The organism is Microcoleus sp. EPA2 (assembly GCA_020882975.1).
Classification (GTDB): domain Bacteria; phylum Cyanobacteriota; class Cyanobacteriia; order Cyanobacteriales; family Microcoleaceae; genus Microcoleus.
This window is the reverse complement of record JAHRFD010000027.1, coordinates 14,730-37,313: the sequence shown is the minus strand read 5'-3', so window position 1 is coordinate 37,313 and position 22,584 is coordinate 14,730. Positions and strand designations below refer to the sequence as shown.

Here is a 22,584-nt window from a genome sequence, read left to right as displayed (position 1 = left end):
AATATCTCCTGACTTCCCGTGACACCAATTTCCCTAGGGACTTAAGAAACAGTACAAAAGTCCCCACCAAATTATTTCAAACTTTCATCTATCCCTGCTAAAATCGCCTCAGCTTCCCCACACAAAGCAGCGTGACAGCAACCGTTACTAGCCAACAATCCCCCCCACTGACTCACATCTCCCCGGTTATATTGCAAAGCAGAACCGTCAAAACGAGTAAATCGGCCGCCCGCTTCCGTCAAAATCAATTCCGGCGCCGCCAAATCCCAATCTTTAGGCGCAGACTTTCCCGACAGCGCAATATACACATCAGCCCTTTGTTCCACAATAGTCGCCACTTTACAGCCGATGCTACCAACAGCTAGTTGATTTTGACAAGGCAGTTTATGCAATAATTTATTAAAGCGATCGTCCCGGTGACTCCGACTGGTTACTATCGATAAATCTCGTACTAGATTGCGCCCAGAAACCTGCAACTTTACCCTAGAACCATCTCGACTTTCCACAAAAGCACCAGCATCTTTGATCGCGTAATAAATCTTTTGTTGTTCCGGCCAAGCCACCACTGACAAAACAGGTCTTCCCTGGTATGCTAAAGCAATATGAACTGCAAATTCCCCTGTCCTATCAATAAAATCCCGCGTTCCATCTAAAGGGTCAATAATCCAAACCCAACTTTGAGGTAAGGGAATTTGCCCGTGAATTTCTAAATAAGCTTTGTAAGTTTCTTCGCTAAGATACCCAAATTCTGCATTCCCTAAAGCTGATTGTAATTCAGCGAGAATGTAAGCATTGACAGCGACATCGGCGGCGGTGACTGGCCCATCTTTTTGTTCTTGGATGTCGAGGTTTGGAGTCTGGGAATCCTGGCGATAATAGGATTGTAGGATATCTGATGCACCCCAGGCGATCGATCGCACAATTTCGCTTAATTCTTCGAGATTTTTCATCCTCAAACTTCCCCTAATATTAGCTTAATCATACTCGTTCCCAGGGTCTGGCTGGGAATGCCTACCCGGAGGCTCTGCCTCCTTCTTCCTGTTAATATAATCCGAGGCAGAGCCTCTAGATATACGTTACCAGGCTCTTCCTAGTAACGAGAGAACTTCTGTAGGGGCGGTGCTCCCTGCCCGCCCCTGAAAATTACCAATTAATATGAGGATATTTCCACTCATAATAATTGGGAAATACAAAATTAGTAAAAGAGACTGAAATACTCACATCCAAAGATTTTACATGATGCCACCAACCCACAGGAATAAAGATAGCTTCTCCAGGTTCCAAAATCACTTCAATAATTTTCGCCTGTCTATAAAGAGGATACTTTTCATAATCGGGATTTTCGCCATCAACCTTACTAAAAACACCCACATGATTGTAAAGCAGAGGTGTTTGTTGGGGACAAATTAATTTAATTAATTTTCGACCCGACACTTGCGCTAAAATTAAATTAACTGGGTCATGGTGTAAGGGCGTAATCGTACCTTTTGGACCGAACCAAAAGAAAACTCTGCCGCTTGTTTCCGCAGGATTTAAGTATTCTGGGAAAATTTCGATGTCATTAAATAGAGGTTTGAATTCCGCTCTTTCCAGAGTTTGGTTGTTAGCCACCATGTAGCAGTCATTGGTGGGGCCACCATTGACCACCATATCCACGTATTCGCGGAATAATACAGTTTTTTTGTGATTTTCGATCTTAATTTCGTAATCCGGGTCTGAGTTCCGGTTGGCCTGAATTTGCACCTCTGCATCGCCGTATTTTTGCTGCAAATACTCCGGGGTCCACAACTGCAACGCCTTCCAATTGTGCATGATGTTGGTAATAATTACTGGCGTATTTTTGGCGTAGTAATTTTCTAGAAAATATTCTCGCGAAAGGCTGCTCTTGCGTTCGATTGTCCCGTATTTCGCAGACAGGGATGCTAATTGATTGTTAATGCTAAGTTGCGATTCTAATTTCTGCAATAACTGCACGTATTGATTACCTGCTTGGAAGTAGGGGTGAGAGGATATTTCCCGAACTTCTGCTGTGGCTGTTTCTGCATCTATACCGGTACTTACTAGGGCTTGAATGATTTCGGCGTCGGGTTTATTTAATAATTTGTTGGCTGCTACCCACTGTCTCATGTTGTCGGGTACTTCTTTTTTGCTTGGAGTAAGTAGATTTTGCAGGTTTTGCGTCAGCCATTCTAGATTAACCTGCTGTTGGTCAGTCATGGTAATCCGCAAAGGGGGAAGTGTGATGGTTAGGGGTTGGGTATCAGGCATGATTTTGGTATGTTGTTTTGGGACTAAGTATAGCTATTTTAGCGAACCGCGAAGGCGCAAAGGGCGCGTTCCCCGCAGGGGTTCCCGAAGGGTAGGAAGATTGGGATGAAGTTTAGAATTTTTTCATGATTTTGGTATGTTGTTTTGGGACTAAGTATAGCTATTTTAGCGAACCGCGAAGGTGCAAAGGGCGCGAAGGAAGATTGGGATGAAGTTTAGAATTTTTTCATGATTCGGGTATGTTGTTTTGGGACTAAGTATAGCTATTTTAGCGAACCGCGAAGGCGCAAAGGGCGCGTTCCCCGCAGGGGTTCCCGAAGGGTAGGAAGATTGGGATGAAGTTTACATTTTTTTCATGATTTTGGTATGTTGTTTTGGGAATAAGTATAGCTATTTTAGCGAACCGCGAAGGCGCAAAGGGCGCGAAGGAAGATTGGGATGAAGTTTAGAATTTTTGTCGGGGTTGTTTTTATGATTTTAACTTAGGGAGTGTTGTCTGTTCAAGTTTTCTGGCGGGGAGTGGTTTTTCCCGGATGTTTTGGTAAGTTTTATTTGAAGATTAACTATTTTTTATCCAGCTACGGGTTCCGAATTGTTGGCAGGAATCCCCAGCGATTTTGGCGGCTGCGCTGAGACTGTCTGTAAAGTTTTTTTGCAGAATGTAGTGACAAAAAGCTCCGTGAAAAATATCGCCTGCACCTAAAGTGTCTGTGGCTTGAATTTGAGGTATTTCTAGACTGCCATAGTTACCATTGTTGAGGTATAAAATTGGTTTTTCGCCACGAGTGATGGCAATATTTGGAATTCCGGCTGCTGATAAATAAGCAAACACTTCTTCTGGGTTGTAGCAGTTGGGTGGATGAAAATTATCGGAGCATATAGCCCATTCGATAAATGGTAATATTTCGTCTAATCCTGGTTTCCAACTGCCTCCGTCGAGTACCATTGGGATGTTCTGGGACTTGGCAATTTTAGCAATTTGTGTGCTGGCTAATATTTGGTGTCCGTCTATCAGGACAATATTAACTGATGTTAAAATATCGGGGTTAATTGTTTGAGTGTCAACCTGGGATTTTGTAGCATTCATCGAGATTACCGATCGCTCTCCGGTTCCTTGAGTTACAATAATTGAAGAAACTGGCGGTGGGTCCGATCGCCTCAGTCCTAAATCGATTATGCTCACATTATACTCAGCCAGGTCATTTTTAATTAATTGGGCGATCGCATGAGTGCCCAAAACCCCAGCCCATATCGCCCTATTCCCCAAATAACCAAAAGTCACCGCAGCATTCGCCGCCGGCCCACCCGCAGCAATGGTACAATCGGAAGCAACAACTTTTTGATTTTCACCAGGAGGCTGCTGGGCTAAATAAATTAAATCCAACGTCCCCAATCCCAAAAATAATCCCGTTTTCATATCTGCGTTAATCCGCGTTTATCTGCGGTGAAAAAATCTACATCTTAAAATGCAAGCAAATCCCCATACAGGAACACTTTACATCGTCGGAACCCCGATCGGCAACCTCGAAGACATGACATTTCGCGCCATCAAAATTTTGCAAGCAGCAGACTTGATTGCCGCCGAAGATACCCGCCATACAGGTAAACTTTTGCAACATTTCCAAATCAAAACTCCCCAAATCAGCTATCACGAACATAACCGACATCAACGACTTCCCGAACTCATCGACAAACTGCTTTTAGGCAAAGATATCGCCCTAGTTACAGATGCTGGAATGCCCGGAATTTCCGATCCGGGTTCCGAGTTAGTCAAAGCTTGCGCTGATGCTAACATTAACATCATCCCCATTCCCGGAGCCTGCGCTTGCATAGTAGGAATAAGTGCATCAGGATTACCCACCGACAGATTTGTATTTGAAGGTTTCTTGCCCGCGAAAGGTCAAGAACGCCAACAAAGTTTAGAAGCTTTGCAAATAGAATCCCGCACCATTATCTTATACGAATCTCCCCACCGATTGCGACAAACTTTACAAGATTTAGCAAATAGTCTGGGAAGTGACAGACAGATTGTACTGGCGAGGGAATTGACCAAAATGCACGAAGAGTTTTGGCGTGGTAGTGTAGAAAGTGCGATCGAACTTTACACAAATAATGAACCCAAAGGAGAATTTACCCTCATCATCGGCGGCATCCAAACAGCAGCCCCAGTATTCTCAGAAGATGCCATCAAAGCCGAATTACAAACATTAATCAAAGAAGGAATAAGCCGTTCCCAAGCCAGCCGCCAACTAGCCCAACAAACATCCCTCCCCCGCCGCCAAATCTACCAACTCGCCCTCACACTAGACGACAACCAATCAGAATAAACATCCCTTCCTCCCCTCTGCGCCCTCTGCGCCCTCTGTGGTTAAATAAAAAAAGCCAGACAATCATACTAAAAACTATATGGTACGCGGAAACTACGATCGACAAAAACCATATTTAAGCAACCCCCACATCAACAAACCAATCGCCGAGATTTATGCAGACTTAGACGCCTTTAGCTGGGAAATATTCGAGGATCAACCTCACCGCTTCGATACCGTCAGCTTTTACGTCTTACTTCCCCCATTATTTTACGAAGGAAAATTCCTCAAAGGCATTTACTTCAGCGAAGGAGTCGAACTCATCAAAAAACTCTTTCCCCAACTTGAATCAGTATTTTTTGCCTTTACCTACTCTCCCGGAATCTCCTATTCTTGGGCCCCCGTAGCCGAGGCATATTCCAGCTTGTACAAAAACCCACAGCGCGAGAAATGGTTTCGCGAAACTTATCCCGATCGCGCCCACAAACCAATTATACCACTACAAGACACCGACTTCATCAACGAATACCTCATTTCCCCCAGAAACGTCCCTGAAAAAGACATCGACTTACTAGCCGTCGCCCGCATCTCCGAAGAAAAAAACTTACCCACAATCGCCAAAGCCTTAAAAATTTACCGCCAAAAATACCCGCAAAAACCAATAAAATTAACAGTTGTCAGCGGACACGATTTTGATGCAAACAACCTCAAAACCCTCGACGAGTACGCCTTAAAAGAATGGCAGCAAGTCGAGACAATTTTAGGCAATACCCGCGACTATATCAACTTATTGCCCAGAGTTGATTACTACAACGAAATGCCTCTGTATTATTCGCGAGCCAAAGCATTTGTCCTTGGTTCCCTCCTCGAAGGAAAAAACAGAGGCATCACCGAAGCCATGAGTTGCAACGTACCAGTAATTTGTTTCCAAGAATTCAACCAATATGCCAGAGGAGACTCTCCTGTTTTCCCCAAAGGTGCAGGGCTATATGCTAAATTCGACCCAGAATCTCTCGCTGATACTATATATACAGTATTAGAAAATCGAACAGAGTTTAAACCGCGATATCAATATTTAAAGCATTGCGGGCGAAAGAACTTTTTCAATACTTGCATTGACAGTTTCCCTTACTATCAGCACAACATTCCCGACTACAAGCCTGGAGATGCGATTAATAATTTGTGGCTAGATTTAGCAGTTCAACAAAACTATCAAGTCAGCTTAAATAGCTTCTTGTATGGAGGTTCACATCTTTCTCACCTGCGGGGAACAAATACGATTCAGCAAAACCTGGGCGAGTTAACAAAATTTATAGCTGAGTAGGGCTTAGATGCTGCCTCTATTCTTGAGTCCCCCTCTGCTAGAAAAAAAGTTTCTGTAGTTATGGTTTCCACTGCCGCAGAATTGATGAGTAAAAAACCGAGATTTAGCAGGAATTAGTAATTTGTGATACAGTAAAATCAGCAATAGGATGTCATAAAATATAGTAGATTTCCCGCTTATGGCAGAAGAAAGACAATAATTATTTAACCCCTATCACTTCTTGAAATTAGATGTCATTCAGTAGGAGAAACCAAGAATGCAGGACTTGAAAGTTGTCATTATCGGTGCAGGAATTGGCGGCTTAACTGCGGGAATTGCCCTACAACAAGCGGGGTATCAAGTGGAAATTTACGATCGCGTAAAAGAACTGCGCCCCGCCGGAGCAGGCATCTCTCTATGGTCCAATGGAGTCAAAGTTCTCAACCGCCTGGGCTTAGGCGAAGAAATGGCAAAAATCGGCGGGCAAATGGAGCGCATGGAATACCGCACCAAAACCGGCGAACTCCTAAACGACATCGATTTAATGCCACTAATTGAACAAGTGGGTCAGCGCCCCTATCCCGTTGCGCGCCGGGATTTGCAAAATATGTTGCGCTCGGCCTTTCAAGGAGAAGTCAAGCTCGATCGCAAATGTATCGCCGTAGAAGAAGATGAAAACAAAGTAACAGCAATTTTTGAAAATGGAGACAAAGCCCAGGGCGATTTATTAGTCGCGGCTGACGGCGTGCGATCGATTTTGCGTACCTATGTATTGGGCTACGAAGTAGAGCCGAAATACGGCGGGTATATCAACTGGAATGGATTAGTCCCAGCCGATGCAGAACTCGCGCCAAAAAACACTTGGGCGATATATGTCGGCGAACACAAACGGGCATCAATGATGCCAGTGGCGGGGGATAGATTTTACTTTTTCTTAGATGTTCCCTTACCCAAAGGCACTCCCGCTAATCCCGATAATTACAAAACGGAACTCAAAGAACACTTTAAAGGTTGGGCCGAACCCGTGCAGTTGCTGATAGATAGGTTAGATCCCGCAGCAGTGGCGCGCCCGGAAATTCACGACGTAGGACCGATCGACTCTTTCGTTCGCGGTAGAGTAGCTTTGCTGGGAGATTCCGCCCACGCCACCTGCCCGGATCTCGGCCAAGGAGGCTGTCAGGCCATGGAAGATGGGCTGGTACTCACCAACTACCTTTTGACTACGAATTTGGGGGTAGAATACGCGCTCAAACGTTACGAAACCGAGCGCAAACAGCGGGCCAATGCCGTTGTCGAAAAAGCCCGACAGCGCGCGGAACAAATACACGGTAAAGATCCCATAGTCACAGAAAAATGGTACGCGCAATTAGCCTATGAACGACCAACTGATGTCACAGATGCGATCGCCAAAGTCATCTCAGCCGGCCCGTTACACTAATAGAAACAGTTGCCAGGACATCGAAAACTCACATTTAACCTTGCAATAATGTCAGGAAAACTTACTACTCACGTTCTCGATACAGCCCGCGGGTGTCCGGCAACAAATATGTCGATCGCCCTGCATTCAATTGACCCAAAATCCGGCGCAAAAACCCTGTTGAAAACTGTAACAACGAATGCCGACGGCCGCACCGCAGCCCCGTTACTATCAGAAAGCGAACTCAAACCAGGAGTTTACGAATTAGTCTTTTCCGTTGGCGAATACTTCGCACAATACACAGAAAATTTGCCACAACCACCATTTTTAAACAGCGTTCCGATTCAGTTCGGCATCGCTGATGTCACCGCACATTATCACGTACCTTTGCTAGTTTCCCCTTGGTCTTATAGCACCTATCGCGGTAGTTGAAGAGAAGGAAGAGGGAAGTTGAGATTTGAGAGTTGAGAGTTGATAGTCGATCGATTGGTAGGGGCGGTGCCCCCGTGCCCGCCCTCATAGTTTTTAGTATAGGAGAGAATATGTTAGTTACAAAGCAACCTGTTTTCAAACAATTCTGGTATCCCGTGATTCCCACAGCCGAATTGTCTGGGGAACCAAAAGCTTTTGAACTATTAGGAGAACCCATAGTTTTGTGGTTAGATTCCCAAGGTAAACCCGCAGCAGTTGAAGACAGATGCTGTCACCGCACAGCCAAACTTTCCCTCGGCAAAATTGTCGGCGGCAACATTTGCTGCGCCTACCACGGCTGGACATTCAACTCATCTGGAACCTGTGTTTGCGTTCCGCAGCAGCAAAAAGACACCATCTCTCCCAACTACAAAGTAAAAGCATACCAAACACGCGATCGCTACGGATACACTTGGGTTTGCCTGGGAGAACCCCTAACAGATATTCCCGATATTCCCGAAGCTTCAGACCCCAACTACCGCCAAATTCACGAATTTTATGAACCCTGGAATTGCGCGGGATTGCGAGTAATGGAAAATGAATTAGACATGGCTCATCCTACTTTTGTACATACCACAACCTTCGGCAGTGAATCACATCTTACACCGGATGTAATGGAATTTCAAGAAACAGAATGGGAACTACACTACCACAGCGTTTTAGGTGTCGTCAATCCCGCCCAGCAACAGCAAAACTTAAAAATGGAGGAAAAAGAAACCGTGCGGACAATCGATGGAATTTGGTTTATGCCATTTACCGTCAAAATCAGGATTGTTTACCCAAATGGACTCGTTCACATCATTGTCAATACCATGACTCCCATTAACGATTCCACTTCTCAAATGGTGCAATTTTGCCTCCGCAACGACACCGAAGCCGATGCCAAAACCAGCGACATTATTGCCTTCGATCGCGCCGTTACATTAGAAGACAAACGCATCTTAGAAACAACCGATTGGGACGTACCCCTCGACATCAACCAAGAACAACATATGCTAACAGATAAGCCGGGAATTATCATGCGCCGCAAAATTGCAGCACTTCTAAAAGCCCACGGCGAAGTCGAACAAACTAAAGTCATGAGTCATTAGTCAGTAGTCATTAGTCAGTAGTCAGTAGTCATTAGTCAGTAGTCAGTAGTCATTAGTCAGTAGTCATTAGTCATTAGTCATTAGTCAGTAGTCATTAGTCAGTAGTCATTAGTCATTAGTCAGGTAGGGGCGGTGCCCCCGTGCCCGCCCTCTTCGCAGTCATTAGTCAGTAGTTAAATCGTATTTGGATTGGCAATGCCATACTCTTTAGTTGAACTCAACCAAATCAGCCAGGAAGAATTTACACAAGCCCTGGGCGCGATTTTTGAACACACACCCGACATCGCCCGTCGCACTTGGGACGATCGCCCTTTTGCATCCACAGCCGACTTATACGCCAAAATGGTAACAGTAGTCAGCGCCATGACTGTCGCCGAAAAACTCGCTTTAATTCAAGCCCACCCAGATTTAGGAAGCAAAGCCAAAATGGCAGAAGCCTCCGTTAGCGAACAAGCCGGTGCGGGTTTGGATAGGCTGTCTGTTGACGAGTTCGATCGCTTTCAATCCCTCAACCGATCCTACCGCCAAAAGTTTGGTTTTCCCTTCATTGTGGCGGTAAAAAACCACACTAAAACCAGCATTCTAGAAGCCTTTAAACAGCGCCTCGACAATTCCCCAGAAACGGAAATGCAGCAGGCTGTAGCTGAAATTTGCCAAATAGCCCGCTTTCGGCTGGAGTCAGCAATCCGAAATTAATCACTCCGACTCAAGAAACCGGGTTTTTAGGAAAATACTGCCTTACAGCCCGCAGATTCGGTAAAAAACCCGGTTTCTGGGGCCCAATCACAATTTAAATGCAGGAAATATCCCCCGATCGGGCGATACTTTCCGCCAAAATAGTTGTAAAATAGTATCATAAGGCACAGAAAAAGATTCGGACATACCAAATGAAGCTGGTATGGTGACAGGTTTCCATGTGCTTCCCAGAAAAACCATCTTGGAGGCAAAGTTATGACATTCTTCAATCGCAAATTCACCAAAAAATCCCCCGCGCCAGTACCTGTAGCAGACATCAAACAGCCTGGGCACGAAGAACCGATTGGCCATATGCACGGCAATTTTCGGCACTGGGTTTGGTTGAATCCATCCCATCAGCGCGCCCAGTAAATTAGGTATTTCTCCGCCGCCGCAAACAAGCCGTAAAGTGCGGTTCCCATCACTGCCAACACCATCAATCCTGCAAAACCTAAAGGTACGTCAAAGTTAGAACTCGCCGTGACAATTAGGTAGCCCAAGCCTTTGTTGGATGCTACTGTTTCCGAAATTACAGCGCCGACAAAGGCAAGGGAAATTGCTACTTTTAGGGATGCAAAGACGTAGGGTAAGGTGTGGGGGAACCCCACTTTTTGGAAAATTTCGATTTGCGATGCACCTAGCGATCGCATCACATCTTTCATCTCTGGTTCCACGGTATCTAATCCTAAAGCTACGTTAACCGCGATCGGGAAAAATGCCAGCAAAAAAGCAGTCAAAATTGCCGGCACCGTACCGATGCCAAACCACAGCGCAAACAGTGGCACTAACGCTACTTTCGGTACCGTATTGAACCCCACTAATAGGGGGTACAGAACTACATAGGCAATGCGCGAATACCCGATGAGAAACCCCAGCACTATGCCAGCGACAATGGCGATGATGAAACCCGCTAAAGTTGTAAACAAAGTTTGGCCGCTGTTTTCGATCAGTGCCTGACTTTGGTTGAAAGTGGCTGCCAGAATCGCCGAAGGTGCGGGCAAGTTATAGGGAGGAATTTTCAACAAAAATACCAGAATTTCCCACACCAGGAACAGCAAGATTGTCGCAGCAATTGGCATCACAACACTTGCTGTTTTTGAGCGTGCAAATTTCTCTAAATTATCCATTGCTTTCTCGTGTTTTTTAATTGCGGTGAATGTGGCGGCGCAGTTCTGCTACAATGTGATTGAAATCATCCGACATCATCATATCTAGATTTGTGGGACGCGGGAGATTGACTTTTACTTTGTAGACGATGGAACTCGGACGCGGACCCATCACATAAACTGTATCTGACAAGAAAACTGCCTCGCGCAAATCATGAGTGATCAGGATGCAAACGCACTTCACCCGCATCCACAACTCTTGCAACATCACCCACATTTCCTCGCGAGTGAAAGCATCTAACGCCCCAAAAGGTTCGTCTAATAGCAGGATTTCCGGTTGGTGAATTAATCCCCGACACAGGGAAGCCCTCTGCCGCATTCCGCCTGACAATTGCCAGGGAAACTGTTTCTGAAAGTCTTGCAATCCCACTGTAGCTAACAATTCTTGGGCTTGGCGCACGAACATTTCCCGGCGCTTCGGATCTTTCGATTCTCGCTTGTAAGGCTGCACTACTTCCAGCGGCAAAAGTACGTTGTCGAGGGTATTTCGCCAAGGTAACAGCACTGGATTCTGAAAAGCAATTCCGACATTTTTTAGCGGTTTGGTAATTTTTTTTTCCCGCATCCTAACTTCGCCAATCGGTGCTGGAGACAGCCCGGAAACCATCCTTAAGATAGATGTTTTACCGCAACCGCTGGGCCCGACAAAGGACACAAATTCTCCTTGGGCGATCGACAACGAAATCTCGTCGATAATCCTCCTCGGTTGGCCGTCAACTCGATACTCTAAACCCACGCGATCGAATTCCAAAAGAGTCGGTTCTTGCGTTTCGATCGCATCTGTTACCATTTTCGGCTGTACCACAGTTACTTTACCTCCTTTTTTTCGGATAAACTCAACAGTATTTTTTTAACCGTTTTATTATCCGTATGCTGTATACAGTAATCTTTTCAAAACTTATAACTTATAGTTATTCTAGATAATTGTTCTCGTGTCTGTATCAGAAAATACAAAGTTTTGGATAATCTAGCAAGCGATCGCAGTATTAGCAAATACCGCCCAAAATATCCACTTGTCTATAGGATTATTTTTTGACAAAAACCGATAAAATGTATTTTTGTATACAGTATGCTTAAAGCAAAAAAAATACAGTATACAGAAATGTGATTAACAGCTTTACTTTGACGCGAAATTCGCAAATATAAGCGATCGCGTTTGGTGAGCTAGAGAGGTTTTACTCTCAGTTTCTGGTCCAAATAGCAAGCTTTTTTTCATGAAAAATACGTGGTTAGGACGATCGCTATCCCTAGTGCCGATCGCAGCGCTACTGATTCTAAGTAGCTGCCAATCTCAGCAGCCGAATGCCGCAACTACCCCTGCATCGGGGGGAGCAACTGCCACCACAGCCGCCGATACGTCACAGAAACGCAGCATTAAAGTCAATCCATCTTGGCTGTTACAAGGCGACAACGCACCGCTGACAATGGCGATCGACAAAGGCTATTTTCCAGCCGAAGGATTGGATGTTAAAATCGAGCGCGGCTACGGTTCCTCTGATACAATTACTAAAGTTGCAGCAGGTCAATTCGAGATCGGATTTGGCGATATTTACTCCATGATGGAGTTCAACGCCAAGAATCCCAACGATCCAGTAGTAGCAGTTGCAGTACCTTACAATCGATCGGCCTTTTCCATAGTCACCCTCAAATCGAGCAACATAGCCGATCCCAAAGCATTAGCCAGCAAAAAGTTAGGAGCTCCCGCAGGAGATGCACCGCGCAAATTGTGGCCGGTATTTGCCGAAAAAGTGGGCGTACCCGCCGATGGCGTAGAGTGGATTACCATGGAACCAAAGCTACGCGAAACATTATTAATTAAAGGCGATGTGGATGCAGTCAGCGGTTTTGCAACCACCATCGTCCCTGCGTTAGAAAAAGCAGGCAAAAAGCCAGAAGATATGAATGTCTTTTACTATACCGATAACGGTTTAGATTTGTACGGAAATGCGATCGTTGTCAAAAAAGCATTTTTAGAGAAGAATCCCGAAGTAGTAAAAGGCTTTTTGAGAGCGTATTTTAAAGGAATGCAAGACACATTAAAAGATCCGACAGCCGGATTGGAGTCGGTAGTGAAAGCTGGAGACAGCTTGATGGACAAAAATGCCGAAAAGCGCCGCCTGCAAATTGCTTTAGAAAGGCTGTACATAACTCCAGAAGTGGAAAAAGTAGGCTTGGGCGGAATCGATCCAACTCGTCTGGAAACGACAGCGAAACAAGTCGCAGAAGTCTTGAAAATTACAGCGCCGCCAGTTAATCAGATAGTTGACGAGAGCTATTTACCTCCCAAAGAAGAGCGGGCTTTACCTGCTGCGGGCGATCGCAAACCTTTGACTTAAAAGATCGATTGGCGGTTCAAACCGCTCCTTGTCAAACGAATCTACTCGTTACCAGGCTCTTCCTGGTAACGCAGATCCAGAGGCTCTGCCTCCAGTTTCGCTATTCGATATTTACGGTGTGAGGATCATGTCTAAATTTTTGTTTTCCCAAATCCTGCTGACAGCAACGCCAGCCTTTTTTTGTATTCATTTGCTGCATTCTCCGGCAAGCTCTGCTGCGGAAATTCCCATTACTGAGGAATCCATAGCGGCGACAGCAGAATTGGCAGCATCACCAGAGGCGATCGCATCAACTCAAACACAGATAAATCCAGCGGTAACGCCAGAAAAAACCGCGGATATCGAACCAGAAAAACTTCCGCCAACTGAGAATATTTCCCTCGCTACCGACAGCGAAAAGCTTGCCGAAATTTCTCAAAATAGAGAAACAAAGCAGACAGAAACAACAGCCCAAGCATCCGGCGCATCTAACGACTTAGCAGAGTCAATTCAAACAGAGCAAAATCCGGCTACAACTATCACCGATATCCCACAAATAGATAGCCTCGAAATAAACGACACTTCCCAAATCGAGCAAGTCACCTCCGTTTCCCAACTCAGCGATGTCAAACCCACAGACTGGGCATTTGGCGCACTGCAATCCTTAGTTGAACGCTACGGATGTATCGCAGGATATCCTGACGGAACCTTTCGCGGAAATCGAGCCATGACGCGCTACGAATTTGCCGCGGGCTTAAATGCGTGTCTAGATAAAGTTACGGAATTAATCAGAGCCGGAGGTTCTAATTTAGTCCAAAAAGAAGATGTAGAAAAAGTCCAAAAACTGCAAGAACAATTTGCAGCCGAACTAGCAATCCTCCGCGGTAGAATCGATGTATTAGAAGCTCGCACAGCCGAGCTAGAATCCAATCAATTCTCGACCACAACTAAACTCAATGGTACGGTTTGGTTCAACCTGACATCAGCATTTCCCACAGGCGATATCACTGCTGAACGCAGCCGCACCGCGCCTGGTAGTGCCTTTGCTCCTCCAACTCGCGATGCCAATAATCGACCGACTCGCGTCGAACGCGATCGCCCGGAAACCACTTTTAGCTACTACGCTTTTTTGACCCTAAATACTTCATTTACAGGCAAAGATTCCCTGGTAACTCAGTTAGTATTTGGGAACGGCAACTCCCCTGCAAATGAACTCGTATCAGCGGGTTTTTACAACTCTTGGGGAACGCCGTTTTTAGATCAAACTGGCGTACCGACGGCCAATACTGTGGGAATTCGCGAGATGTCCTACACGTTTCCAGTGGGAGATAAGGTGCAAGTTGCGATCGGACCGCGGTTAAACTATTATCGCTATTTTGACGGCAATCGCTTTACATTTTTCATGAAAGGAGCGACGAGTTTTAACTCGAACGGCAGTACACTGTTAAATGCAGTCGATCGCGGATCGGGCGCTGCTATAACCTGGCAAATTGCCAAACCGCTGAAATTCACCGCTGCTTATATGGCGGAAAATACCGAATTTTTGAATCCTGCGGTATTTAATACCGCTAGCAATCCCAGGGATGGTTTGTTCAACAGTTCCAACACGATGACAGCGCAGTTGGAATACGCCCCCAGCAACTCTTTCAATCTGAGACTGATTTACGCGCGATCGAGCCTCAAACCTTATAATGGATTCATAGGTGGAACAGTGGGCGAACCACTCCCTTACGGCTATGCAGATGATGGTTTCGGGGGTAGAGTTAGAGACTCCGGCGCTGATACTTTTGTGGTTAATTTTGATTGGTTGCTGAGCCGAAATTTTGGTTTGTTCGGCCGATATTCCTACGGGCAACTCGATATAAATCCAGTAAATCGCGATCGCGCTGGCGGAGATATTAAGGTACAGTCTTTTCAAGTTGGCATGGGATTTCCCGATTTGGGAAAAAAGGGAGCATTGGGAGTAATTTCATTTGTGGTTCCTCATGATTACATATCGGGCCGCAGATTTTTGCTCTCAGGCGGCGGTAATGGAGGTACTCAGTACGAAGTAGAGGGTTCGTACTACTACCCGATTACGAATAATATTGCGATCGTCCCGGCATTTTATACTATCTTTAATGCCAACAATTTTGATGGCAACCCCACCGTATTTATCGGAAATCTGCGCACTCAGTTTACCTTTTAAGCTAGTGCTTTCCCGACAGTCCGACAGGGGTTAAAAACCCCTGTCTCATAGCGAAAGTCCTCTCAAAGAGGACTAAAATGAATCGCAGTTTCCATCAACCTCTTTAGTCGGTTTCAACCGACTTTCGCTTTGAGGCAGGGGTTTAAACCCCTGCTGTCTCATAGCGAAAGTCCTCTCAAAGATGACTGCAATTACTCTCATGTTCCATCAACCTCTTTAGTCGGTTTCAACCGACTTTCGCTTTGAGGCAGGGGTTTAAACCCCTGCCGGAATCCTGCCGTACTTCATCCAAGCCCATGGTGGTTGGCACCGGGAGCGCCAAGCTCAAGTCCCTAAAGACGTGTCACCGACAATCTATGCCTACCTGCTACAGAAGCTTCAATGTGCTGTATCATTGATAATGACTCAGCCCAAACCGAACTTTCATTTAACACAAAAGTTTAGATATGCGGCTGAATTAACAACTTTTAACAATAGAGAATTTACTCTAGTTTGAACTTAAGGATAAGTAATTTTGGGCCTGTCATTTCGCGCGATTCGCCGCACTCAATCCCTCCACGAGCAAACATACCAAGCTCTCCGAACTGCTATCCTGTCGGGAGAATTAGCAGGTGGAGAACGATTGATCGAAACACAACTGGCCGAAATGTTAAACGTCAGCAGAACTCCGGTGAGAGAAGCTTTGTGCCAACTGCAACGAGAGAATTTAGTCACCGCAGATCCCCATCATGGATTGCGAGTTGCTAGCTTGTCGATCGCCGATGCTGCGGATCTTTACGATTGTCGCATCGCTTTGGAACAATTATCAGCCGCCGGGGCCAGTCAAAATGCGACACCAACTCAATTGAAACAACTCGAATCCATCGTCTCTCAAGCAGAAAATAACACACAAGTGCGATCGGGCGAACTGACAAACTATCAATTGCTGTACGCAGACTATCAATTTCACCGATTGCTAGCCCAATGTTCCGGCAATTCTTGGTTAGTAAACTTATTAGATCAGGTATTTGACAAAATGATCTTAGTGCGACTCCGTACAATGGAATACAATCCGGGAGTATTGGAAATCCGCACCGAACACCGCCACATTTTTGAAGCCGTCATCGAACACAATCCCGTCGCAGCAGCCCAAGCAATTAAAGAACATTTAATTGCCAGCAAAGCGCGGGTAATCAAAGAAATTCAGGAGATAGAACAAAATCAATAAGTTGAGATGGGGAATTGGGAATTGGGAATTGGGAATTGGTTAGTATCACTATCCACTAACAAACAACAAATAACAAACAACAAATAACAAACAACAAATAACAAATAAATTATATGCCAGCAAATTATCCAAGAGACTTAATCGGTTACGGCCAAAATCCCCCAGACCCAAAATGGCCCCAAGGAGCCCGCATAGCCCTACAATTCGTCATTAATTACGAAGAAGGTGGAGAAACCTGCATCCTCCACGGAGATGACTCTTCAGAAACATTTTTATCCGAAATTGTCGGGGCTCTCCCCTTATCCGGGCTGCGACATATGAACATGGAATCCTGTTACGAATACGGCAGTAGGGCGGGTTTTTGGCGACTGCACCGGATGTTTACTTCCAGGGGAATGCCACTCACAGTTTATGGCGTAGGAATGGCCTTAGAAAGACATCCCGAAGCAGTAGCAGCCATGCTAGAAGCCGATTGGGAAATTGCCAGCCACGGCTACCGCTGGATCGATTATAAGTATTTTGGGGAAGAGGCGGAACGGGAGCACTTGCAAAAGGCGATCGCCATTCATACCCAAGTTACCGGTAGCCGTCCCCTCGGCTGGTATACCGGGCGCACCAGCCCCCACACGCGCCAGCTAGTAATCGAAGAAGGTGGTTTTCTTTACGATGCTGACAGCTACGCCGATGACCTGCCTTACTGGGTGTATGAGGGCGGCAAACCCCACTTAGTAATTCCCTACACCCTCGACAACAACGACATGAGGTTTGCAACAACTCAGGGGTTTAATTCCGGCGACCAATTTTTTGCTTACCTGCGCGATGCTTTCGACCTACTCTACGCTGAGGGCGAGAGGGCACCGAAGATGATGAGTGTGGGGCTGCACTGCCGTTTGGCGGGAAGGCCGGGGCGGGCGGCGGCCCTGGGGCGTTTTTTGGATTACGTGCAGCAGCATGACAAGGTGTGGGTATGTCGCCGCCTCGATATCGCCCGACACTGGCATCAACACCACAGGTTGAGTGGCGAGAAACCGGGTTTTTAACCCTCATATTTGCTTCAAACCCATAACATCAGCAAAAAACCCGGTTTCTTTAGTCCCACGGCACAACGGTTGAGTGGCGAGAAACCGGGTTTTTAACCCTCATATTTGCTTCAAACCCATAACATCTAAAAAACCCGGTTTCTTTAGTCCCACGGCACAACGGCGGTCTAATTTGGCGCTGGGTTAACCGCGCTGGCTTTATAAGCGGCCCACCCACCGCGATCGGAAATATCTTCCCATTGGTACTTTTCAATCAACTCCTGGGGGTACAAGAAAGCCGTCAGCACTTCCCCGTCCTCCAAAACCACATCGGATGGATACATATGCGGCGGTTCCCCCGCAGCAAGCTGTTCAAATTGTTCTGACGATAATTCGTAAACTTCGCCCGGAATCGATACACCGGAGGCAGCCACTTCATAAATTGCAGGATGCCAGCCATTTTCTGCTGAATGCAGGCGGTAAATCGGACGAGTTTTTGCTTCTCTAATAAACTTGGCATCTCCGAGGTTGCTGTTGTCCGGCTGACCCCGAAGGGCCGACCCACAAATGAACACTCGTTTAGTTGCAATTGCTGTTTGACTCATATACACCCGATCGAAAATTTTGCTTTTTTTGTACATTGAAATCGTCGCGATCGCTCTTATTTTACCTGCTGTATTTTGCCTACAGTAGTTTAAATTTCCAGTCTACTAATTTTGGTAAACCAGGCTACTTTTTTTCACCACTTCCAATGTTATTGAATACAGTATACAGCAATTAGTTAAATCAATCAACAGGACAACTTTAAATGACACTTACATTAACACTTGCAGTGAACGGAACCCGCCTCAACCGCAGCATCGCCCAACTAGCCCAAATCGGCAAATTGCCGGGAGGAGGAGTCAGCAGAGTAGCTTTTACCAAAGAAGATTTACTCGCCCGCCAACTCGTTGAGTCTTGGATGGTAGAAGCAGGGATGACAGTTCGGATTGACCCCGCGGGGAACATGATCGGCAGATATCCGGGAAAGGGCGAGGGTGGAGCTCTAGCCACGGGTTCTCACATTGACACAGTTCCCGTGGGGGGTCATTACGACGGAGTTTTGGGAGTTTTAGCAGGGATTGAAGTCGTGCGGGTACTGCATGAAAACAACGTGCGCTTGGAACATCCCATCGAGACAATCGTATTTACCGACGAAGAAAACACCGTCATCGGCTGCAAAGCGATGGCCGGGAATACAGTCAGCGATGCCGAATATTATCGGCGTGGCGACGGTACTTCCATTGAAACTTGTTTAGCACAAATTGGCGGAGATTGGTCAAAAATTGCCCAGGCAAAACGCCATCCCCAAGAAATAGCAGCTTTTGTAGAACTCCATGTCGAACAAGGAGGCGTTTTGGAAACTACGGGGGATGAAATCGGCATAGTTCAAGGCATTGTCGGACAGTACCGCTACGCAGTAACGGTAACGGGCCGCCCCAATCATGCCGGTTCTACACCCATGCACGATCGCAAAGATGCCCTAGTAGCTGCTGCACAAATGGTACTAGCAGTCAACAAACTGGGAGTAGAAACAGCGGGGGAACAAGTAGCCACGGTAGGCTACTTAAACGTGTCGCCGAATGCTACAAACATTGTACCAGGAAAAGTGGATTTTAAAATCGACTTGCGGGATATATCTCAAACTAATTTGGAAGAATTGTTAGTTAAAATGAAAGAGAAGTTTAGGGCGATCGCACTAGCCACCAAAACCGAAGTTGAAATGACCGAAATGCTGCACGTATTGCCGACATTAGCAGCACCAAAGATTCAAAATGCGATCGCCGAAGTTTGCCAAGAATTAGGATTGAGTTCCACATATTTAATCAGCAGGGCTGGACACGATGCCCAAGAAATCGGACGGTTTGCCGATATGGGGATGATTTTCGTGGCTTCTCGCGGCGGCATCAGCCACGCAGAAGATGAATATACATCCCCAGAACAGTGCACTCAGGGAGCAAAGGCGCTGCTGCAAACCTTCTTAAAACTCGATCGACTTTACAGCTAGGGCGATCGATCGATTCATCGGAGTTGTCAAGCCTCATTAAAACGTGATAATAAATGAGTGCTGAGCATATAAAAAATCAACCAATTCCTCGAATCAATCGATGTTAATTTATGCTCTATTGATGGCGGAAAAACTCAATTTTTGATGCTAAAATAGCATTCATTATTATCCGTTTCGATATTTCCTTTGGGTTGGCGATCGCTAGTAACGCAACCTGCTAATTGCTAATTGCGAGTAGGGAACAATTACAAGTCTGAAGATGTCGTTAAAAAATGTCTAGAGCAGCTACCAAAAAGATAGTAATCTAGATAACGACCTTGGCAAAATGTTTTTTAGCGATGAAATTACAATTTTCTGGTATTTCTAAATGGGTGGCAATCCTATTGGCTAGTATTTTAATCACTTTAGCCTTGCCTTTGCTGGCGAGGGAGATTCAACTGCCTGGGAGTCGCTGGGTAGAAGTACGGCAAGTTAGGGGAAGCGTAACATATCAAGGAAGACCAGCAAAAGTGGGCGATCGCCTGACAACAGCCGGCCAGCAAATCTCCACAGGTAAAGAATCCAGCGCCGTTTTAGCGGTAGACACTGGCATCGCTACGATTAATCTAGCAGAATTAACCACCGTCCGAGTTACAGGTCTGTCCGTTGCAGTCAATGGAGGTAGAGTTACCTTGCTGTCAGTCCCCACAGGATTGGCAAGAGTTTCAGCCCGACGCTTGACTAACCCCAATTCCCGCCTAGAAATTAACAGCCCAGGGGGAGTTGTGGGCGTCAGGGGGACTGAGTTCGCCGTGGGTGTTGGCCCAGAGGGAAAAGCCGCAACTGCCTTATTTGAGGGGAAGGTTGACGCTACTAGCACTCAAGGGCAAACTGTGAAGATAGAAAAGGGCTATGCTTCCGTCACTTTTCCCGGCAATCCTCCCAGTCCACCCAAGGCATTCAAAGAAAATATGAACTATGAATTGATCAGTTTATCAGTCATCAGTCCAGGCAAAGTTCGATTAATTTGTACTGTCGATCCGCTGAATTTAGTGTATTTAAACGATCAACCCTTAAAGATGGATCGAACAGGTAAAATCGACGAGGTAGTGCCGAGGCCAGCTAATTCTGACTACTGGCTAGTTGTTCGCAGTCCACTGGGAAATCAGGTATCTTATGAACTCGGTGCAAGTTTAGTTAGGTAATGGGTAATGACTAAATTAATAATACCTAGTTTCCGACGTGTTTTTGCCCGCAGCCAGTCCTTGCTGCCGGGAATTGCTGCCGCTATTATTTCCTTGGGCGCGTTGCATTTGGATGGCTGGAAACCGCTGGAACAACTGAGCTATAACAGCCTGTTTCAACTTCGCGAAAGTGGAATTTTACCCAAACCTATTTGGGATAAACGAGTGGTGGTAATTGCAATAGACGAAGCAACTTTAAGCAAATTGGGTAGATTTCCATTTTCGCGCGATCGCTACACTCAATTATTACAAGCCCTTTCCCCCGATCAACCCGCAGTTATTGGTTTCGACATTATTTTTGCCGAACCCAGTCCCCAAGATAACCAACTTGCAGACGCTATGAGTGCAAAAGGCAATGTAGTCTTAGCCAAGGCTTGGGATGACCAAGGAAAACAGCTACCAATTGTATCAACTTTAGAATCCGCAGCCGCCGATAGAGGTCATATTTTACATAAGTCAGACACAGATGGAATCGGTCGTCAAGCCACGCTGTGGCTGCGAGATATTCCCTCATTGGGAATTGCCATGCTGCACGTTTACAACGCCGACAAGCAACCGCAATCTGTAGGGCTAGAAAAGTTTTTATCACCGCCTAATAACGGCAGTCTAGAATTTCAGCAGGCTTGGATAAATTGGCCGGGAAAAGTGCAATATTTACCGACTTATTCGTTTGCTGACGTTCTGGAAGGTAAAAATCCTAAAAATGCTTTTAAAGACAAATTGATATTAGTAGGTACGACGGCAACAGGTTTAGATCCCTTCCGGACTCCTCTCGATCGAATTCCACCAACCAGCGGGATTTACCTTCATGCCGCAGTTATTGATAACTTGCTCAATAACCGACTGCTGCAACCTTTGCCTGACTGGAAAATTGGGCTAATATTACTTTTAATTGGACCAATTACTAGCGGGATATTATCGAAACTTGGACCCTGGGGACGAATTACGATGGTTATCCTTCTCCCCCTAACTTGGTATGCAATTTCTTTCTCATTATTTACATTTAATTCTCTACTAATGCCCATCGCTGCACCGATTGGTACGATTGTCTTAGCTGGAGTTGGACTGCAACTGCGAGAACAACAAGAAAAACAACAATTAATGAGTCTGTTTGAAAAATACATGGCAAAAGAAACTGCTGAATTAATTTGGCAGCGCAAAGACGAAATATTTAAAAATGGCGAAATGCAACCGCAAGAAATGGTCGCTACCGTTTTATTTATGGATATTCGAGGGTTTACTAGCATTTCCGAACAACTATCTCCGAGTGAATTGATGTCTTGGCTAAATCAATATTTAAATGCCATGAGCGAGTGTATTATGGATCGCGGTGGCGTTATCGATAAATATATTGGCGATGCAATTATGGCAATATTTGGCATTCCCTTTCCTCATACTAAACCAGAAGAGATTAAACAAGACGCTCAAAATTGTATGGCCGCTTGCTTGGATATGTCAGAACGATTGAAACAATTAAATCAACAATTTCAAAGAGAAGGAAAGCCAAAAATTGAATTCGGAGTTGGAATTCATACAGGGTCGATTATTGCTGGAACTGTCGGCGGCGGGGCGCGATTGAATTTTTCGGTTTTAGGAGATACTGTGAATGTTGCCGCCCGATTGGAAGCCATGAATAAAGATCTTAAAGAAGGCAATCCTTATCGGGTATTGATTACTGGAGAAACATGGGAATTGGTGAGCGATACCTACAAAGCAAAACCAGTGAAAAGTATTCAATTAAGAGGCAGAAAACAAGAAACAACTATTTGCGCCCTCCTAGGGCAAAAGTAAAGACATACCAGCAATCTAACAGCCCAAGATAAAATTA

Annotated in this window: 20 protein-coding genes; 14 read left to right on the top strand and 6 right to left on the bottom strand. The window is 45.6% G+C overall.

Going from position 1 to position 22,584, the window contains the following annotated elements; all coding sequences use genetic code 11:
- Positions 1-71 precede the first annotated feature (71 nt).
- From AAFP14_RS20805 to AAFP14_RS20795, 3 genes are all read right to left on the bottom strand, one after another.
- The gene (locus tag AAFP14_RS20805) at positions 72-950 is read right to left on the bottom strand and encodes a 3'(2'),5'-bisphosphate nucleotidase CysQ family protein (RefSeq protein WP_341734114.1); all 879 of its coding nucleotides are present in this window, start codon (positions 948-950) and stop codon (positions 72-74) included.
- Between the two features lie 193 nt (positions 951-1,143).
- On the bottom strand, positions 1,144-2,268 hold the full coding sequence (locus AAFP14_RS20800) for a cupin-like domain-containing protein (RefSeq protein WP_341734113.1): 1,125 nt from the start codon (positions 2,266-2,268) through the stop codon (positions 1,144-1,146).
- A gap of 559 nt (positions 2,269-2,827) precedes the next feature.
- Positions 2,828-3,685: a PfkB family carbohydrate kinase gene (locus AAFP14_RS20795; protein ID WP_341734112.1), complete on the bottom strand. Its 858-nt coding sequence runs from the start codon at positions 3,683-3,685 to the stop codon at positions 2,828-2,830.
- A 49-nt stretch (positions 3,686-3,734) separates the two neighbouring features.
- On the opposite strand from AAFP14_RS20795, the gene rsmI reads away from it, so the two are divergent.
- The 7 genes from rsmI to AAFP14_RS20760 all read left to right on the top strand — a co-directional run bounded on the left by rsmI (position 3,735) and on the right by AAFP14_RS20760 (position 9,963).
- Positions 3,735-4,595, top strand: coding sequence for a 16S rRNA (cytidine(1402)-2'-O)-methyltransferase (gene rsmI, locus AAFP14_RS20790; RefSeq protein WP_341734111.1), 861 nt, complete (start codon positions 3,735-3,737; stop codon positions 4,593-4,595).
- Positions 4,596-4,674: 79 nt separating this feature from the next.
- The gene (locus AAFP14_RS20785; RefSeq protein ID WP_341734110.1) at positions 4,675-5,898 is read left to right on the top strand and encodes a glycosyltransferase; all 1,224 of its coding nucleotides are present in this window, start codon (positions 4,675-4,677) and stop codon (positions 5,896-5,898) included.
- 256 nt (positions 5,899-6,154) lie between these two features.
- Positions 6,155-7,315 (top strand): FAD-dependent urate hydroxylase HpxO, encoded by a 1,161-nt coding sequence (hpxO, locus tag AAFP14_RS20780; RefSeq protein WP_341734109.1) that lies wholly within the window; start codon positions 6,155-6,157, stop codon positions 7,313-7,315.
- Positions 7,316-7,363: 48 nt separating this feature from the next.
- On the top strand, positions 7,364-7,726 hold the full coding sequence (gene uraH, locus AAFP14_RS20775; protein WP_341734108.1) for a hydroxyisourate hydrolase: 363 nt from the start codon (positions 7,364-7,366) through the stop codon (positions 7,724-7,726).
- A 110-nt stretch (positions 7,727-7,836) separates the two neighbouring features.
- Positions 7,837-8,856, top strand: a complete 1,020-nt coding sequence (locus tag AAFP14_RS20770; RefSeq protein ID WP_341734107.1) for an aromatic ring-hydroxylating dioxygenase subunit alpha — start codon at positions 7,837-7,839, stop codon at positions 8,854-8,856.
- A 195-nt stretch (positions 8,857-9,051) separates the two neighbouring features.
- Positions 9,052-9,552, top strand: coding sequence for a 2-oxo-4-hydroxy-4-carboxy-5-ureidoimidazoline decarboxylase (gene uraD / locus AAFP14_RS20765; RefSeq protein WP_341734106.1), 501 nt, complete (start codon positions 9,052-9,054; stop codon positions 9,550-9,552).
- 255 nt (positions 9,553-9,807) lie between these two features.
- Positions 9,808-9,963, top strand: a complete 156-nt coding sequence (locus AAFP14_RS20760; RefSeq protein ID WP_341734105.1) for a hypothetical protein — start codon at positions 9,808-9,810, stop codon at positions 9,961-9,963.
- Here the strand turns inward: AAFP14_RS20760 and AAFP14_RS20755 are convergent.
- Together AAFP14_RS20755 and AAFP14_RS20750 are read right to left on the bottom strand one after the other, a co-directional pair.
- Positions 9,948-10,718, bottom strand: coding sequence for an ABC transporter permease (locus AAFP14_RS20755; protein WP_341734104.1), 771 nt, complete (start codon positions 10,716-10,718; stop codon positions 9,948-9,950). The two genes, AAFP14_RS20760 and AAFP14_RS20755, sit on opposite strands and share 16 nt — an antisense overlap.
- A 16-nt stretch (positions 10,719-10,734) precedes the next feature.
- Positions 10,735-11,562 carry an ABC transporter ATP-binding protein gene (locus tag AAFP14_RS20750; RefSeq protein ID WP_341734103.1) on the bottom strand — a complete coding sequence of 276 codons (828 nt, stop codon included), beginning with the start codon at positions 11,560-11,562 and terminating at the stop codon, positions 10,735-10,737.
- Positions 11,563-11,971: 409 nt separating this feature from the next.
- On the opposite strand from AAFP14_RS20750, the gene AAFP14_RS20745 reads away from it, so the two are divergent.
- The 4 genes from AAFP14_RS20745 to puuE all read left to right on the top strand — a co-directional run bounded on the left by AAFP14_RS20745 (position 11,972) and on the right by puuE (position 17,507).
- The gene (locus AAFP14_RS20745) at positions 11,972-13,093 is read left to right on the top strand and encodes an ABC transporter substrate-binding protein (protein WP_341734102.1); all 1,122 of its coding nucleotides are present in this window, start codon (positions 11,972-11,974) and stop codon (positions 13,091-13,093) included.
- Positions 13,094-13,121: 28 nt separating this feature from the next.
- Complete coding sequence (locus AAFP14_RS20740; protein ID WP_341734101.1) at positions 13,122-15,260, top strand: iron uptake porin; 2,139 nt, start codon at positions 13,122-13,124, stop codon at positions 15,258-15,260.
- 514 nt (positions 15,261-15,774) lie between these two features.
- Complete coding sequence (locus AAFP14_RS20735; protein ID WP_341734100.1) at positions 15,775-16,467, top strand: GntR family transcriptional regulator; 693 nt, start codon at positions 15,775-15,777, stop codon at positions 16,465-16,467.
- Positions 16,468-16,580: 113 nt separating this feature from the next.
- Positions 16,581-17,507 (top strand): allantoinase PuuE, encoded by a 927-nt coding sequence (gene puuE / locus AAFP14_RS20730; RefSeq protein ID WP_341734099.1) that lies wholly within the window; start codon positions 16,581-16,583, stop codon positions 17,505-17,507.
- A gap of 167 nt (positions 17,508-17,674) precedes the next feature.
- Here puuE and AAFP14_RS20725 read toward each other — a convergent pair whose 3' ends face one another.
- Positions 17,675-18,127, bottom strand: a complete 453-nt coding sequence (locus AAFP14_RS20725) for an allophanate hydrolase-related protein (protein ID WP_341734098.1) — start codon at positions 18,125-18,127, stop codon at positions 17,675-17,677.
- A 167-nt stretch (positions 18,128-18,294) separates the two neighbouring features.
- On the opposite strand from AAFP14_RS20725, the gene AAFP14_RS20720 reads away from it, so the two are divergent.
- The 3 genes from AAFP14_RS20720 (at position 18,295) to AAFP14_RS20710 (ending at position 22,547) form a co-directional block, all read left to right on the top strand.
- The gene (locus AAFP14_RS20720) at positions 18,295-19,533 is read left to right on the top strand and encodes a Zn-dependent hydrolase (RefSeq protein ID WP_341734097.1); all 1,239 of its coding nucleotides are present in this window, start codon (positions 18,295-18,297) and stop codon (positions 19,531-19,533) included.
- 338 nt (positions 19,534-19,871) lie between these two features.
- Entirely contained in the window at positions 19,872-20,717 is an 846-nt protein-coding gene (locus AAFP14_RS20715; RefSeq protein ID WP_341734096.1) for a FecR family protein, read from the top strand.
- A 6-nt stretch (positions 20,718-20,723) separates the two neighbouring features.
- Positions 20,724-22,547 (top strand): CHASE2 domain-containing protein, encoded by a 1,824-nt coding sequence (locus AAFP14_RS20710; protein WP_341734095.1) that lies wholly within the window; start codon positions 20,724-20,726, stop codon positions 22,545-22,547.
- Positions 22,548-22,584: the final 37 nt, after the last annotated feature.

Coding starts and splice junctions, on each gene's coding strand:
- AAFP14_RS20755 (WP_341734104.1), bottom strand. CDS start 10,718: ATGGATAATTTAGAGAAATTTGCACGCTCAAAAACAGCAAGTGTTGTG.
- AAFP14_RS20710 (WP_341734095.1), top strand. CDS start 20,724: ATGACTAAATTAATAATACCTAGTTTCCGACGTGTTTTTGCCCGCAGC.
- hpxO (WP_341734109.1), top strand. CDS start 6,155: ATGCAGGACTTGAAAGTTGTCATTATCGGTGCAGGAATTGGCGGCTTA.
- rsmI (WP_341734111.1), top strand. CDS start 3,735: ATGCAAGCAAATCCCCATACAGGAACACTTTACATCGTCGGAACCCCG.
- AAFP14_RS20745 (WP_341734102.1), top strand. CDS start 11,972: ATGAAAAATACGTGGTTAGGACGATCGCTATCCCTAGTGCCGATCGCA.
- AAFP14_RS20795 (WP_341734112.1), bottom strand. CDS start 3,685: ATGAAAACGGGATTATTTTTGGGATTGGGGACGTTGGATTTAATTTAT.
- AAFP14_RS20800 (WP_341734113.1), bottom strand. CDS start 2,268: ATGCCTGATACCCAACCCCTAACCATCACACTTCCCCCTTTGCGGATT.
- AAFP14_RS20715 (WP_341734096.1), top strand. CDS start 19,872: ATGAAATTACAATTTTCTGGTATTTCTAAATGGGTGGCAATCCTATTG.
- puuE (WP_341734099.1), top strand. CDS start 16,581: ATGCCAGCAAATTATCCAAGAGACTTAATCGGTTACGGCCAAAATCCC.
- AAFP14_RS20720 (WP_341734097.1), top strand. CDS start 18,295: ATGACACTTACATTAACACTTGCAGTGAACGGAACCCGCCTCAACCGC.
- AAFP14_RS20725 (WP_341734098.1), bottom strand. CDS start 18,127: ATGTACAAAAAAAGCAAAATTTTCGATCGGGTGTATATGAGTCAAACA.
- uraH (WP_341734108.1), top strand. CDS start 7,364: ATGTCAGGAAAACTTACTACTCACGTTCTCGATACAGCCCGCGGGTGT.
- AAFP14_RS20770 (WP_341734107.1), top strand. CDS start 7,837: ATGTTAGTTACAAAGCAACCTGTTTTCAAACAATTCTGGTATCCCGTG.
- uraD (WP_341734106.1), top strand. CDS start 9,052: ATGCCATACTCTTTAGTTGAACTCAACCAAATCAGCCAGGAAGAATTT.
- AAFP14_RS20760 (WP_341734105.1), top strand. CDS start 9,808: ATGACATTCTTCAATCGCAAATTCACCAAAAAATCCCCCGCGCCAGTA.
- AAFP14_RS20785 (WP_341734110.1), top strand. CDS start 4,675: ATGGTACGCGGAAACTACGATCGACAAAAACCATATTTAAGCAACCCC.
- AAFP14_RS20805 (WP_341734114.1), bottom strand. CDS start 950: ATGAAAAATCTCGAAGAATTAAGCGAAATTGTGCGATCGATCGCCTGG.